The organism is Xanthomonas sp. 3498 (assembly GCF_014199795.1).
In the GTDB taxonomy this organism is placed as follows: domain Bacteria; phylum Pseudomonadota; class Gammaproteobacteria; order Xanthomonadales; family Xanthomonadaceae; genus Xanthomonas_A; species Xanthomonas_A rydalmerensis.
Genome location: NZ_JACHOH010000002.1, coordinates 551,161 through 565,311, shown reverse-complemented (window position 1 = coordinate 565,311; position 14,151 = coordinate 551,161). Strand labels below are relative to the sequence as shown.

Below are 14,151 nucleotides of genomic sequence, written 5' to 3'. Positions count from 1 at the left end.
CCTAGGAAAATAGCGATTCGGCACATCCGCAAGAACGGAATTTAATTATTGTGAATAGGCACACATGAAAGCGTATTGCTGATTTGCAAATAGCTGCTTGGATGGAGATCTCTCAACTGCGCCAAGGAGCGTTCATGCCATCCCTCCAACTCCATATTGCATCCAACCTGCTGGGGCATCTGCTCGAGCAAGAACAAACCCGGAAGCTTCCTGACCGCATGGAGGATGTCCAACACGCATGGGATGTTGCCGGCGCACTGCTGCAAGTCTCGCGGGTTATGGAGCCCTCTGTCGATGGGGGGCCAAGCAGCCCTGCAGCCCCTGCCCTTCGCCCCGACTTCGCTGTTCGTCCACCGATCGCAGTGCGCCGCTCCATTGTTGACCGGAATACCCTGCCCCTCATGCCTACTTCTATAGAAGAATGGCGCGCGAACCGGGCGAAGAAGAAGCCGGAGCCGCCGGAGGCGGGTCCTCGAAAAGGTCCTACCTTCCGATAGATGATCCGGCCCATCATACGGTCATGGAAAGCCCCGCAGATGCGGGGCTTTTTGTAGCTATCGACCTTATCGACGAAAACGCAGCTTCTGAGGCGCAGGCGCAGTTTCAGGTTCCATTGTCGGCTGCTCTTCCATGTTCCACTGAACTAGCAGTTCCGAACACTGGTTCTCCAACGCTTCGGCTCGACGCTGCACTTCGGCCTCACAGTACACCCTGACTTCATCCGTCGCGCCAGCCCTGGCTTGCTTCAGCTCCGTTGCCCGCTTGTCTAGGGTTGCCAGCCGGCGCCCCCTGCGCGCTTCCCAGTCGTAGTTCAGCCAACCTTCAAGAGAAGGAGGGCGATTGACATTGAACTGTTCCCAAGCATGGTCTGCCAGGTGGAATAACTTCTCAGCTCGGGTAACCGCGGCCGCCCGCTTGGCAAAAGTGGTCAGGCCTCGGCGCAGCTGCTGCAGTCGGTTAATCACTGCGCACAGGTGGCGTCTGAGCTCCGGCCCGTCCACCAACGAAGAAAGGCTGGATACCCAGTGATTGACCACTCGCTGCGTTTTTGGAAGGCATAGCGTAGGCCTCAACGCGAACACATCGCGGAGCTCCAGGGCAACCTCGTCCACAAGCGCCTCGACAGAGGCGGGAGAAGACTCGCCGTCTTGAGAGTTGGTGCTTGGGTCCGTCGACCCCAACTCGCTCCACCGGATGCCGGAAATCCCCTCAATCTGAAGGCCGGTCCCAAAGCGATAGGCCTTGCTGGAACGTTGGCGCTCCCGAGCGGCCTGCGCTGCGCTGTAACCTGGCGGCGTAGCAACGGCGCGCCCTTCTAGCTGTGCTTGTTGAATGGCTCTCTCAAACGCGGCATTGTTCTCCTCGACGATGCGCTCATTGGCAGCCGCACGGTCTGTATGGACTCCGCGGCGTTCGAGAGCGCTGGCGTTCTTTCCCACGTGTTGGGTAGGCTGCCGAGTAAGGGCGATAGCCTCGACCAGGTCGCCGCGGAGCATGGCGTCTTCTGCCTGAACTTCCAGGCGCCGATGGTCGACGCGGCATTCGATGCCCGCCATTGCAAGATGGGCATTGGTAAGCTCGGCCACGGTCGCCCTTACCCACTCGATTTCACTGCGCCCAGATACCCCTCCATCGAGTTCGCGCGTTTTGTCTCCAAGGCCCTCCGGAGTCATTCTTCGAGTGGTGGCTAGGATGTGCGCGTGATGGTTGAGCCCATCCCGCGTCCCAGGTGCGTGGACGCTCGCCTGCAACGCGAACCCGTAGCGGCCCACCAGCGCCTCCGAGATGGCGGCGGTCAGCTCGGAGCGCTGTGACTCATCCAGTTCGTGGGGCAATGCCACCTCGAACTCTCGGGCAACGGTCGAGTTTTTACGATTTTCAGCGAGTTCGGCGGCCGGCCAGAGCTCACTGGGCTCGAAGGCCCAGTCGGGCGATCCCTCGGGAGCGAGGCAGATCGTCTCCACGACACCGCCACGGTGGCGGTAGTCGTGGCGGCGTCCTGTGAGATGGTCGACCAAGAGCAGACCGGCACGATAGGCAGCGGCGGCGACCGATGAGTCACCGCGGGAACGGCTGAAGGTTTTGATACGAGAGTGGTAAATGGCCATGCGAACTCCGAAGTGGACTTCGCTCTTTATGCCTCGGCTTTTGGCTTTGGCAAGCGCATCGCGCTTGGGGTCCAAGGGGCGCAGCCCTTTGCGCACGCAATGTCGAAGATATTGCCTATGTGCGCTTTTACTTCTTGCTTTTAAGCCTTGTTTTTCAGATATTTTTGAATTTCTTGGGGCCAAAATTTTCAATCCTGCGGAAGCTTGACGCGAGCCATTTCTTTGGTTGACTCGTAAGCATCCATAGGAGAAAAGCATGACCGAACCAACCCATTACCACCAGAGAATCCAGAGAGCCACCGAACGGCTGGCTCAGCTCCAAGCGCGCGAACTTTTAGCGAGCCAGCGCCTGGCGGTGAAAGCGAAGGAAACGCAGCGCCGCGAAGAAACCAAGCGACGAATGAGGGTCGCAGAGCTTGTGTTCCTGGCTGGCGCGGAAGCACTGGAAGATGCTGAGTTGGTCGGCACGCTACTGAGCCATATGGAAAGCCGCAATGACCACGACATTCGTAACCAAGCACGTTCGCGCGGCGCCTCGCGCCTGACAATGGCAGGCGCAGAAGATAGCCAAATCAGGCACTGATTAGGTTTTCAGTACAGATGTTGTGCCTGCATAGAGATAGGTTTCATCAGCACATACTTCTTACATCATGACTTCATACACCTCACCGGATCGCGGTGTTCAATTTCTCCATCGCCTCAAAAGCTGAATCCTTATCATACTTCGCCAAAATATCTATGGACAGCAGCCCGGCCTCGACGGCAAGGTCACCTATGTATTCAAGAGCTGCAGCCAAAGCTTTTGAGGAAAACCGCCCTCCTACGGTACTATCCCCCATGTAACCAGATATTAATCCAGCCCCCCCATGCACGAACGCATGGACCATTCTCGGCGACGCTTCAAATAAGCGCGTAAAGAGATCGTGCTCTGGATTTACTGCTTCAATGACGCGCACCATAACATCACCATTTGGAAACTTGTCTTTCTGATAAGCCGTAACTACAGCTTCATCTTCTGCGGCAAAGGCCCATGACGCACGCTTCAACTTCTCATTCAATGGGCGCAAAAGGGTCAATGCAGGTCCAGCCAAAGGCTCCTTTTCAGAGTGATCAAGCAACACGGTTATCGCAACAGCATCTCCGAGCGCAGCCTGAATCAACGCAAGCGCAATACGATCACGACTTTCCTCGGGAGGAAAGGCATTTGCCTTTTGTATAACCCATCTGACCATATCCAAGCGCCGCTTGGCATTCTGAATATACAGCTTCAATGTCATACACCTTCCCCCTAAAAGCCAAGGCCATCTTTACACTCAAAACGTCCCCCTGATCCCTATCTCTTTAGTCCAGCTTTCGTCTATACGTCGTAGACGCTGTAAGCGTTGCAAGAAAAAGCTAGCAATCAGCGGATGATGACGCAGCTCCTTTCTTTTGGCGATCCCGGTAGGTCTCAGTGACAAAATCCACGAATGCCACGGCGGAAGCAACCGCCAACCTGGCGTGTCGCGGCTGGAGACCCCGATGCTTCCCATCCTTCCCGTGGCCGGTGCCGTAAAGCCGTCGCAGGTTGGCCAGGTTGCCAGCGATCTGGTTCAAGTTGCTCAGAATTCGCTTGATGCAATCGGCACCTTTAGCTTGATCGTCAATGCCTTCGGGAACTAGGTCCAAGCTCTTGGCCAGCTTCTTGGCCAAGTCGTTCATGTCGTCGCTCTTACCGATCTCCACACCCAGCTTGCCCAAGATAGTCTTGCAGCACGATTCGACCAGTTCCTTGGCGCTGCCAATGGCTAGCTCGGGATCTTTTTCCACCGCGTATTCCATTCGCTGAATCTGTTTGGCGATAGCGCCTGCGTCCAAGGAGTCGGCCGCTGAACGCCCCCGCTCGAATGCTCGATGGTCATTTGACGTCAGTGGCCGTGGCTCATACCGGGCGCGCCCAGCAATACGCTCGACCTCCACCAACTGCCAACCGGCTTGCCGCAACTGATCGTTGAGATGTTCCACGATCGTGGCAGCCTCTTCGCGATCTGGGCGCACAACAGGGTGAACCATTTCCGTGAGAAAGCGCAGAAAGGTGTCCGCGGGACCGTCGAGCAACGGGAAACGGTCGTCATCAAAAATCCAATAATCGTCCCAATCGAAGTTGTTGACTCGATGCTGGTAGATGTCCCCGGCAGCGTCCTTGTAGCGCGAGTCATATGAAGGCAGACGCCGAAGCTCATAGATTCGGCTCAGGAACTCGGTATCGTCCAGTGCACCGAACACGCTCACCTGATCCAGGCGCAATCCGTCCAAGATATTTCGGCGGACGGTGCGCGGAATGGCCACCGGTGATGTTGCCCTCCAATCTTCATCCTGTCCCACGATGGGAATCAATCGAGCAGTGAAAAAGTCATGGCCATTGGGTGGTATGGCTTCACTCAATGCCTCGGTGATTTGCTCGCAAACGTCCTTGAGCTTGGGACGCAAGCGCGCGAACTCCGGCGCCGGGACTTCGAGCATGACGTTCCAATAGTTTGTGCCACCGTTCCAGCTGTCGGACGTGTCGTGCTGGATGGTGGCCTTAGAAGTGCGAAGAAGGTCCGCAGCGTCTGAACGCCCACTTTCCTGGAGCAGGACGTATGCAGCGCCTAGGCACCGCTCCAGCGTTTGATCGTCGATAGGGCTTGCCAACATCTCAACTCATCCAAATAAGCATTGCCTGCGAAGACTGCGTAAGCAGCCGAATCCTGCCCTATGACTACATAGTCATCCGCGGCCCCTGCTCCCGCTCCTGCTTCTGAGTCTGTTGCTGAGTCTGCTCCAGCGCCTGCTGGCGGACCTGATCCTGCTTGATGACCTCCGCCTGCTGCAGGCTCTGCTCCGCCGGCTGCTGGGCCGCTTCTCTGCCATCCACCCGAGCATGGAAGATCGGTAGCTTGTCGCCAAACGGCGCGTAGACCGCCAGCACGTTCTCGGCCCCGTCCTTGCCCAGTGCGCCGGTGACCCGGTCCACACGCTTCACCAGCGGATCCTCAGCCTGCTGCTTATAGAGCGCCGCCGTCACGTTGCGGCTCTCCTCCTCGTTCCAGTTCCCCGTGCCGCTGACCCAGGAGTGGATCGTCTGGTAGGTCGAGTGGTCTGGATGCGCGGGGTTGTCGGCCAGGATCGGGCTCTTCGCGTCCTTCTCCTGCGCCGGTTCGGCCTCCAGCTCTTTGCTGCGGCTTGGCGCGGTCACCGAGACCGTCGCCAATGTCGGCACGTGTGCCATGGCGGGCTGGCCCAGTTCGGCCTTGGCTTGGCGCAGTTCCTCGGAAGTGGTTACCGCCACTTGATGGGCCACGCCGTCCTGGCCGACCTTGTAGTGTGCGATCGGACTGTCGTAACTGTATTGCCCCTGCTCGTTGGGCTTCAACTTCTGAATCGTCGGACCGGTTAGGCCTTCGGCCTCCTTTGTCCGCTGCGTGGCGAGTTCCACTGCCTGCAGGTTGTGCTCCTGCGCGTTGAGGTCGACGCCAGCGGCTCGATACCGATGCAGGAGCTCGTTGTGCTCCATCTGCGCCGCCGTGGGCGCTGGGCGAGCCTCAATGGCCGCCAGCGTCTCCTGAGCGCGCTCCAGCGATGGCTGGCGCATCTGGTTCGTGAGCTCCAGCTCCGCCGCCAGGTTGCCGGCGGCCACCCCGTCCTTGCCGAGCCACTGCCCGGCCTCGTTGCGCTGGTAGGTCTGGCCATCGTGGCCTTGCACCCGGTCTTGCTGGGCACGAGCACTTTCCACGGCGGCAGGAACGCCCACTCCGTAGTCCTGCCCGCGCTGGGCGGCATGGCTTTCCAGGTAGGCCTGGGCAATGGCCTCGCGGCCAGTGGCGATGTTGCTCTCGATCCGGGACAGAGCCTCCTGATTCAGGCGCTGCGTCTGCTCTGCGTTCGCGATCTGCGGCTCGTAGACGCCGCGATCATCCGCCCCCGTCACGCCGGTTTTGACCTGGCGCTCCCACTTCTCCGTGTCCGGATTGCGATGCCAATTTTGGTTGTCCAACCCAATCCGATCGCCGGGCCGGGCCGGCAAATTGAACGGGTCCTGCGGCGGGGGCGCTTTGCCCAAGGCAAACTCAACAGCCTTGGCATTGGCCATCGCGCCCAGTTCCTGGGACTTGGTATAGCTGGCGACCACGTCTTGCTCGACGGCCTTGCCCTGCCCCTCTTGCAGTTGGCCTTGGCGCTCCCAATTGCGGCCGTTGAACTGCCAGTCCACCCCGGCCTTGTCGGTCTGGTGGAAGATGTCTCGGTTCTCTTTCAGGTCCACGGCCTTGTCGAAGGCCTTGCTCATCAGGACCGCGTCGCCCACCACCAGCGCCGCAGGCACAAACCCGCTGCTGCTGCCCAGCGCGGCCGAGGTGGCCGCGCCGCCGGCCCAGCCACCCGCGTTGCGGGCAATGGCGTGCTGAACTTCCGACTGCGCGGCTGTGGTGTTGCCCTGCTCCATCAGCGCCGAAGCCGTGCGGGCAGTCATCACCGCATCGGCCCCCGTCGCCAGGAGTCCGCCGGCACGAGTCAGGCCGCGCGCCGATGCTTCGCCCATCAACAACTGCATAGCGACTTCGCCACGCTGTCCTCGCGGCACGCGGAGACTATTTGCGGCCTCTTCTCCCAGTGTGTTTTCGACCACCGCCACCCCACCTGGCGACATGGTCAAGCGGCCGTCGTGGTAAGCGTCGGCGATAGCCTGGAATAGGCTGTTGCGCTGGAAGTCCAGGTCACCGCCCCTCAGCAGCGACCTTCCCGAACTCTGAAAGTGCTGCAAGGTCGAGACAATGCGACCTTCATTGTGCGTCACCGGGCTCCATTGGCGCGCATTGGCACTTGCCTTGCCATGTGCGTCCAACTGCGTTTGGTTCTGAAAAGCATAACCGTTTGGGTCACGATAGAACGCCTGCGTGATAGCCCGCGTTTGGTCCATCGTTTCCCCTAGCGCATTGTTGGTCCGCAAGTCGCCATTGATGAGCGCCACCTGCACGGTGTCGCTCAATCGATGCACCTTAAGGGCAACTCGATCTAGGGCATCCGGATCTCCAAGCAATGCTGCCTGCCCATCTTTCGTGGCAGCCATGCGCTGAAGAACATAGTTCACACCTAAGTTATAGTCCTTGATGGGACCGCCAGAGTGCGGCGGAACACCGATGGCGTGAGCAAACGCCTTGTCGCTGGGCAAATTGATCAGATTCGTGGGCCAATCCTTATGGAATCGGCCATTATCCACAAGCACCTTCAACAGAGGATCGCTCTCAAACGACTTCTGATCGAGGCCGTGGTGTCCTTGGAAGAGGGGCCTACCTGCCATAATATGGGCTCCGTCCTTGTCAGCTTATGAGATCAGAGATCCGATGCGTCAATGAAAGAGATGCCGCTGACTTCTGCGTCTTCAGATATGCCAGCGTTGTGAAGTGCCTCTTTGAACTGTCGATCGCAGAACACCGACGGATTGAACGGCAATCGAAATACGTGCGAATCCCCTAGAACTTCACGCCGGAATGCAAGGCCAGCTCCCCCGCCGAAGTAATAGAACTTGCCACGCACAAACTCCTCATCGACCTCGATCTTCAGCCGCGATGATGCTTCGTCCAAGGCATCCAGTTCTCGAACAACGTCGCACAGGAAGCGGCGCGACCCCTTGGTACCATCGGCCAGGCGGTAGTCCACCTCAACGAACGCGAAGGCGCTTGGATCGACTGAGCACATGACGTTGTGGAGTCGCTCGGAAACCAGCCAATAGCCCCCAAACCCAGGTTCCAAATCACGAGGCTCGGGACCCGCGCTGGGGTCATAGGTCATCTGTGGTTGCTCAAGCAGTGAAGGAAAACCACCTTCTTGCGGACGCAAGATCACACGGGGCGGCGAATGCAGCCGACGGAGGTTGTCGAACCTAACCCCACAAGGCGGCCTATTACTCTCCATGTCTGATATGAACATGTAGAACGCACCTGACTGGGGCTGATTGGTCATCGTTGTTTTCACGCGTTGCATCCCGTCCACTTGGGCATGGCCTCCACCTCACCAGGGCCAGAGTCTACCGCTCCGGTCGCCGACTTGGGCAGACAAAAGGGCGCATGCGCAATCCCTCAAAGCCCACCAAAAACTGTCAGCGCTTTGCCGGCTCCCACCCTGCCCGCATGGCCTCTTCAGGGCTGCAGAACATGCGCTCGCCGCGGCTCAGATCGATGCTGGTGCGCTCATAGTCCCGCTGGCCGGGCACGTGGTAGATCTTCTTGCCCTGACGGGAGATGTTGCCCTTGATGCGACAGCCGCTGGACACGGGTGACATGGCCACCGGAGTCTGGCGGGCCGCCTGGTCCCGCTTGCCGCGCCGGTAGTCGGCGGGCATCTGGAAGGGCCCTTGCCAGAGGTTCCGCTGGTGCTGGCGCGCGTCGGCTTCGTCAGCGATGAACGCCGTGGCGTATTGCCGATACGCGACCGCCCAACCCGAGCGCACCATCCAGCGATTGACGGATTGCCCCTGGACGAAGCACTCCGCGACCACCCGCCCATAGCGGTCGGTGTCCTTGGGCTGGCAACGAACGGTCTTTTCCAGCAAATAGCCGTCCAGCGCGGCGGCGGAACGCCGGCCACAGGGCCAGGAGCGCCTGTCCTTGGTGGTGCATTGCTGGGCGCTTTCCGGGGCATCGATGCCCCACAGGCGGATGCGCTGCTTCGCCACGGTGAGGGTATCGCCGTCCGTGACGGTCGCGCGGCCGACCAGCTCTGCAGCCACGCCAGGAACCGAAGAAAAAGCCAACAGCAGAACCACCAGACCTTTCAACACCATCAACAACGACTTCCTCTAAGCGTACGCGCGGGTCGCGAGCGCCAGTTCAAACAGGGTCCGACACTCTAGCGCAAGTGGGAAGTGACGCCGACAAGTCGAAAACCCTTCAACTCAGACCTGCGTCCCTGGCTTGGCCGCCGTCAGTCTCCTCTACGACAACGAAGGTACTCACAAGCCAGCCGCATGCATCGCTCAAGGCATCGGCGATACCCTCTTCGCTCTCGCATTCGACTGTGGCTTCAGCCGGCAATGCGGGACGCTTGCCGTCCCCCACACAATCCCATGCACGTGAACACCTTCATTCCTGCTCCTTGGAAATGCATCTACTTAAGCAGTCTAGCTTCCGCAAACCGCATAGGTGAAGCGGGCTATACCTCGCCTGCTGGCCAGGCTGACGTGCTGCCGGCCACCATGACCAGATGGTGTCGAAGAATCCGACACGAGCGCGAAACGACATCGGCATTAGGTTCATAATCTGCACCAACTTCGCCAAATTCGTGGTCGCGCGCACATGCTCATCGCCGCCAGCATCGTTTTCGAGCCCTACTATGACTTGTGGTTCGTTCAAGTGCTTGAAGCCAAAGGCGGCCAGGCGCCAAAGTGGCGACGGCACCATCCAGACGATACACCTGACATCGGTGCTAGGGCGTTTTCCAGTAGAGCCGAGGCAAAAGAGCGTGCTGCGCTGCTTAATGATCTATTCGTGGCCGCTATAAATGGCTTGACAGACTCCGCTCGGCGCATCTCAATGCTTCTCCGTTCACAGAAGGCCCAACAATCTAAGCAGCGCCTTGAGCAGGAAGAGCTTTTGATGCTCGACCAAGCGAGGAATCGCGGTGCGGCGTTACAGGCGTTCATCCCTAGCGAACTTCGCCTACACCCGGATAGCGAGAAGTATCGAGAACAAATAAACGCTTTCCTTGCAAATTACCCCTACGTTCATTCGGTGCTGGTAGGTCAAGCAAGAGCCTGGCGCTTTGTTCAGCGACTTGAAGATGGTTCTTGGTCTAAGCCATTCTGGCCAACCCGCACAGGCATCAAGTGCGTATCCCGTGCACGTATAGCAAACGGCTTCGGGATCTCCGAATTTATTCATTGGGGCAAAGCAAAAGCGGAGATTCGTCGCATCCTTTTGCCCGACGCCAACAAGATCCTTATGTCTGAAGGTGTCCGCGCGATCCTCGCCGATGCACTTTCACGAGGCATCCGAGCAGTTGCCTGGGGGCCATACGTCTTTTGGTATGAAGCTGCAGGCCAGGTTGGTTGGATCATAAAAGAACGAAGCGGAAGCTCTGATAGTGAGGACAATGAAGCCCTCTGGTTCGAAGGCGAAATTTACTCGACGAACTATGGCCGTATTGTTGTCCTCCCCTATGTCAAGGACAACGGTGAGAAGGTTCGCGGCCACACCAAGAATGCACCACATGATGGTCCCGCCCTTCCACGCAAGCCTGGCGAAGAACTAGTGATTCCTTTTGAAGTTCTGGACGGCGACTTGATGTTTGGGATTTCCGGTGAAAAGCATTACGAGTAGTGGACCTATTTCTACCCGTAGTCTCACTAGGTGTCAGCAGTCCATTTGTTCTTAGGGCGAAAAGGGGGGGCTATGCCCACCCCCTGCTGGCGAGGCTGACGTGCTGCTTGCCACCGATGACCAAGTGGTCAACGACTCGGATGTCGAGGAGGCTCAGCGCCTGCTTCAAGCGCTCGGTGACTTGGCGGTCGGCTTGGCTCGGCTCCGGGTTCCCGCTCGGGTGGTTGTGGAAGAAGATGACGGCGGCAGCGTTGAGGTCCAGGGCGCGCTTGGCGACGACTCGGCTGTGGACTTCACAGCCGTCGATGGTCCCGGAGAACAAGTGCTCGGTAGAAATGACGTGGTGCTTGGTGTCAAGGAAGACGACGCCGAAGACTTCGTGAAGCAGATGGGCGCAGCGGGCGATCAGGTAGCTGCCGGCCTGCTCGGGACTGTCGATGCGGCCCAGCCGCTGGAGGCGTTGCTCCAGGATAGTGGCGGCGGCGAGCAGGATGCCTTCTTCGTCCATCTGGAGTTGGTATTGGGCCGTGCGGTCTTTGGTGCTGCGCTTCATCGGTTCTTCTCCACCAGCGCGTTGTGCGCCTCGTGGGAACCGGCAGGCGAAGCGTCAGGCTCGACCGCACCCGAGAGTGAGCACCGCTTGCGGCGCGCAGCGGAGGGCCGGAACAACGTGGAGGAGGCCTGCCCTTGCGGTCGGGACAGCGGAGCTAGGATTCCCTTTAAGAGGCCCAGCGCTGGTGGAGAGCAATGATGTGCGGCTCCCCTGCCCGCGATTGAAAAGCCAAGGGGGCTTGAGTGCTGCGTGCGTGCAACTCTTGCCCACCGTCCTCGCACACGTTGGCGACTGCTGGCTCGCTGCTGCCGTGAGCGACCGCTCACTGAGAGTGCTCATGCCCACAGCATTCAAGTTCGATAGTCTCTGGCGCGCATCTCAGCATTGCATTGCAGAGCTATGGGACACTCGGACCATCTTCCGACACGCGTCCAACCATGCGAACCAAACAACGAAAAGCTTCTCTGGCCTTTTGGATGAGAGCGCAGGCACTTACGGCGCTGGTGGCGATATCGCTTGCAGGGTGCGCGGCAAGTAATCCGGTCGCGAGCCATCCCATTGAAGGCCCTGTGCACCTGGGAGAGATTGCGGCGGTTGATGGCCCCAGGGTGCGTCCCGATCGCGTCATCGAAGACAGCCGTTGCCCTGCCAACGTTCAATGCATCCAGGCGGGTCGGCTCGTCGTTAGGGCGACCGTGCTCGGTGGCGGCTGGTCCAAGGAGTTGGACCTCACGCTGGGCGTCCCGGTCCCGGTTGCCGATGGCATGTTGACGCTGGTCGACGCCACGCCCGTGCCCATTGGTGGGGAGACCGGCGCGTCCGCCGCCCGCTTCACCTTCAAATTTCAGGGCGGCCGTTAGGCCCAGGAGATGCCTGGCTCCTCATTGCTCGGCTGGGTCTTGGTAAGCACCCCGATCCCAAGAGCGATAGCGCCAGGGCACGACGTCTTCAAGGAAAGTGATGCGGGGACTTGGAAGGTTGCCGAACCCTGCCAGGCTGGCGCGCAGCCGTTCGGCTTGAGCCTCAGGGACAAAGAGCCAGGGCCTGACTATCCAATCCAGCGGGACGCCGCTATCGCGAGCCAGCGCCGTCCTAACTCCAGGCCAATGTTCGTTCCAAGATTTCAACCGAGCCAAGAGCGAAGGCGCCCGGGCTGCGTAGGTGATCTCGCAAAGGTAGCCGGCCCGCTCCTTGAAGCTCACAGCCACCGCGTCGCAATACCAATGCGGGCCGCTGGTGTCTGGGTTGGCGCCCTCGTTGAGTTGGATGCAGCACTGGCTGTTGACGAACAGCGCTCGGTCCGCCCTCAGATAGTCGAGCACCACGCCTTCAAAGTGATCCATGTTCGCAACTCCCTTTGCAGTTTTTCGAAGGACAGACTTTGGCATCCCAGAATCAAAATAAAATAGCTAAAATAGCTAAAATAGCTAAAATAGCTAAAATAGCTAAAATAGCTAAAATAGCTAAAATAGCTAAAATAGCTAAAATTTATATTATATTAAATTCCAGTCACTCAATTTTATCCGACTAGTCAGCGTATTGCTAATAACAACACGAAATGTCAGCGCGGATGTTTAACGATGCCGTTCACTTGACCGCGGAGCCTTAAGGAACGGGACCGATAGCATGTCGGCAATAGCCTGGTTTCTTACAGAAAGCTCCTTTGTCGATACTAGAACAGATGAACCTGGCAACATAAATTGCGGGTACACGCGAGCCTCGGCTTCAAGCGTTTCTCGATACTTGACACACTGAAAGATGCCGCGCTTGAGCTCTTCCTCGCTCGCGTTACTTGCCTTGACCTCCACCGCCAGTCTGGCAGATGGCCCAACCAGCATGACGTCCACGCTATCACCGGATTGCAGGAACTCTTCGATCCTACCTTTCGTGTAGTGCCCGAACTCCTTGAACTTCCCCACGTTCTCGGCAACCCAGCATTTCAGTGCCTTATGCTTTTCGCTCTCTCCGCCTCCGTAGCGACCGACCTTCGATGGCAACCCCAGGTCTTTTTTAGTTCGTCTTTGGCTCGGCAGAGGCAATAACCCGAGCAGCCTTTCCAACGTTCCCCATTGCTCAACGCCAAATTTTCGCACACGTCGTGCTTCAGCATCCAGAATTTTAAGGCGCACGGGATCCTTTAAGTCAAGCTTTTGACCGTGGAGCCGCTTCACGAACCAATCCACGCCCGTGCCCGCGTAACCAATATCCTCTCTCACAACGATTACGCTCAGCGCAGGCACTTTCAAGCCGTGCCGGGCACCAATCTCGATGGCAGCTCTAGCAGAAGCACCCAACGGGTGACCATACTTCCGCTTGTTGGCCTGAATGGGCTCGCCAAAGCGCCGGAACACCTCTAGAGCAAGCGCGCCATATGAAATCGGGCCCTTATTGTTCTTCAAACGATCCAAGACGATCGCCAGCACCATGGGCGCTGTGCGCCTAGTCCATTCATTCTTGGCGGGGATCCATTTACCCCAGTCAACTCCGGCAGCAGCTTTCATCCATGTCGCTCCAAGTTCAATCACAATTACTGAGAAGGCATCCCAGGCGCAGTTCGCCTTAGCGGCACATGCCAGCAGCATTGCTTGCCATCGTGCCGCGGTTTGATGATAAGCCTGGCTCAGGAAATACAAGGTCGGGTTCGAGACGTCATGGGAGGTGCCGCCAAACCTTGGAAAACTCTGAACCTCAGGCTGAGCATCTTCAATGCATGCTTGCCCCACTCCGACAGCGCTTTGATGACCCTCTAGCTCTGGCGATCGGAGCCGCCCGGCTCCCCCAAGCTCGGGCGATTCACCAACATGCCAATAGTTTCCAGGCACTACTGAGAATCCAGCACATTGAACTGTCGCGACCCTGAGGGGTGCATTAGCCAGCACCCTCCCAGGATAGCTCCAAGCCTCAGCTTCCTTTCTTGTGCGTGTGAGGCTTGAGACCAGGCGTGTTACCGGGCGTTTCCTTGTTGTCTCGACGGCGCTGATCCGGCTTTCCAGTTGATTTGGCGATGGGCTTTGGACCGGGCTTGATAGGCATACCTATACTCCTGCGTGAGAAGGGCCAGCGCCATCAAGGTGCGCCTCAGCCTTAAAGCTGTCAAGTTAACCTAACATGGAAATCAATACGTTTATCTGGCGTTCATATGCATGTTAGGCTATTT

The 14,151-nt window shown here is 58.4% G+C and carries 12 protein-coding genes and 1 pseudogene; 3 read left to right on the top strand and 10 right to left on the bottom strand.

The features are described 5' to 3' along the window. Positions 1-563 precede the first annotated feature (563 nt). Positions 564-2,366: a MobA/MobL family protein gene (locus GGR66_RS07565; protein ID WP_255421615.1), complete on the bottom strand. Its 1,803-nt coding sequence runs from the start codon at positions 2,364-2,366 to the stop codon at positions 564-566. Here GGR66_RS07565 and traD point away from each other — a divergent pair. Continuing rightward, a complete protein-coding gene (traD, locus tag GGR66_RS07560) occupies positions 2,365-2,691 on the top strand; it encodes a conjugal transfer protein TraD (protein WP_184447837.1) in 327 nt (108 codons plus the stop codon). The two genes, GGR66_RS07565 and traD, sit on opposite strands and share 2 nt — an antisense overlap. 82 nt (positions 2,692-2,773) lie before the next feature. Here the strand turns inward: traD and GGR66_RS07555 are convergent, their stop codons facing one another. From GGR66_RS07555 to GGR66_RS21165, 6 genes and pseudogenes are all read right to left on the bottom strand, one after another. Beyond that, the gene (locus GGR66_RS07555) at positions 2,774-3,385 is read right to left on the bottom strand and encodes a hypothetical protein (RefSeq protein WP_184447836.1); all 612 of its coding nucleotides are present in this window, start codon (positions 3,383-3,385) and stop codon (positions 2,774-2,776) included. Positions 3,386-3,503: 118 nt separating this feature from the next. Then, a complete protein-coding gene (locus tag GGR66_RS07550; RefSeq protein WP_255421614.1) occupies positions 3,504-4,784 on the bottom strand; it encodes an abortive infection family protein in 1,281 nt (426 codons plus the stop codon). Positions 4,785-4,848: 64 nt separating this feature from the next. Further along, complete coding sequence (locus tag GGR66_RS07545) at positions 4,849-7,425, bottom strand: XVIPCD domain-containing protein (protein WP_184447835.1); 2,577 nt, start codon at positions 7,423-7,425, stop codon at positions 4,849-4,851. A gap of 32 nt (positions 7,426-7,457) precedes the next feature. Then, complete coding sequence (locus GGR66_RS07540) at positions 7,458-8,108, bottom strand: DUF1629 domain-containing protein (RefSeq protein ID WP_184447834.1); 651 nt, start codon at positions 8,106-8,108, stop codon at positions 7,458-7,460. Positions 8,109-8,223: 115 nt separating this feature from the next. Further along, positions 8,224-8,907 carry a thermonuclease family protein gene (locus GGR66_RS07535; protein WP_184448096.1) on the bottom strand — a complete coding sequence of 228 codons (684 nt, stop codon included), beginning with the start codon at positions 8,905-8,907 and terminating at the stop codon, positions 8,224-8,226. Positions 8,908-9,013: 106 nt separating this feature from the next. Beyond that, positions 9,014-9,195, bottom strand: a pseudogene (locus GGR66_RS21165) (hypothetical protein). 223 nt (positions 9,196-9,418) lie between these two features. Between GGR66_RS21165 and GGR66_RS07530 the strand changes: the two are divergent. Further along, on the top strand, positions 9,419-10,441 hold the full coding sequence (locus GGR66_RS07530; protein WP_184447833.1) for a hypothetical protein: 1,023 nt from the start codon (positions 9,419-9,421) through the stop codon (positions 10,439-10,441). A 70-nt stretch (positions 10,442-10,511) separates the two neighbouring features. Here GGR66_RS07530 and radC read toward each other — a convergent pair whose 3' ends face one another. After that, positions 10,512-10,994 carry a DNA repair protein RadC gene (radC, locus tag GGR66_RS07525; RefSeq protein ID WP_184447832.1) on the bottom strand — a complete coding sequence of 161 codons (483 nt, stop codon included), beginning with the start codon at positions 10,992-10,994 and terminating at the stop codon, positions 10,512-10,514. A 476-nt stretch (positions 10,995-11,470) separates the two neighbouring features. Between radC and GGR66_RS07520 the strand changes: the two genes are divergently transcribed. Next, positions 11,471-11,854, top strand: coding sequence for a hypothetical protein (locus tag GGR66_RS07520; protein ID WP_184448095.1), 384 nt, complete (start codon positions 11,471-11,473; stop codon positions 11,852-11,854). A 21-nt stretch (positions 11,855-11,875) separates the two neighbouring features. On the opposite strand, the gene GGR66_RS07515 is transcribed toward GGR66_RS07520, so the two are convergent. Together GGR66_RS07515 and GGR66_RS07510 are read right to left on the bottom strand one after the other, a co-directional pair. Further along, entirely contained in the window at positions 11,876-12,337 is a 462-nt protein-coding gene (locus GGR66_RS07515) for a hypothetical protein (protein ID WP_184447831.1), read from the bottom strand. A gap of 231 nt (positions 12,338-12,568) precedes the next feature. Then, entirely contained in the window at positions 12,569-13,627 is a 1,059-nt protein-coding gene (locus GGR66_RS07510) for a hypothetical protein (RefSeq protein ID WP_184447830.1), read from the bottom strand. Positions 13,628-14,151: the final 524 nt, after the last annotated feature.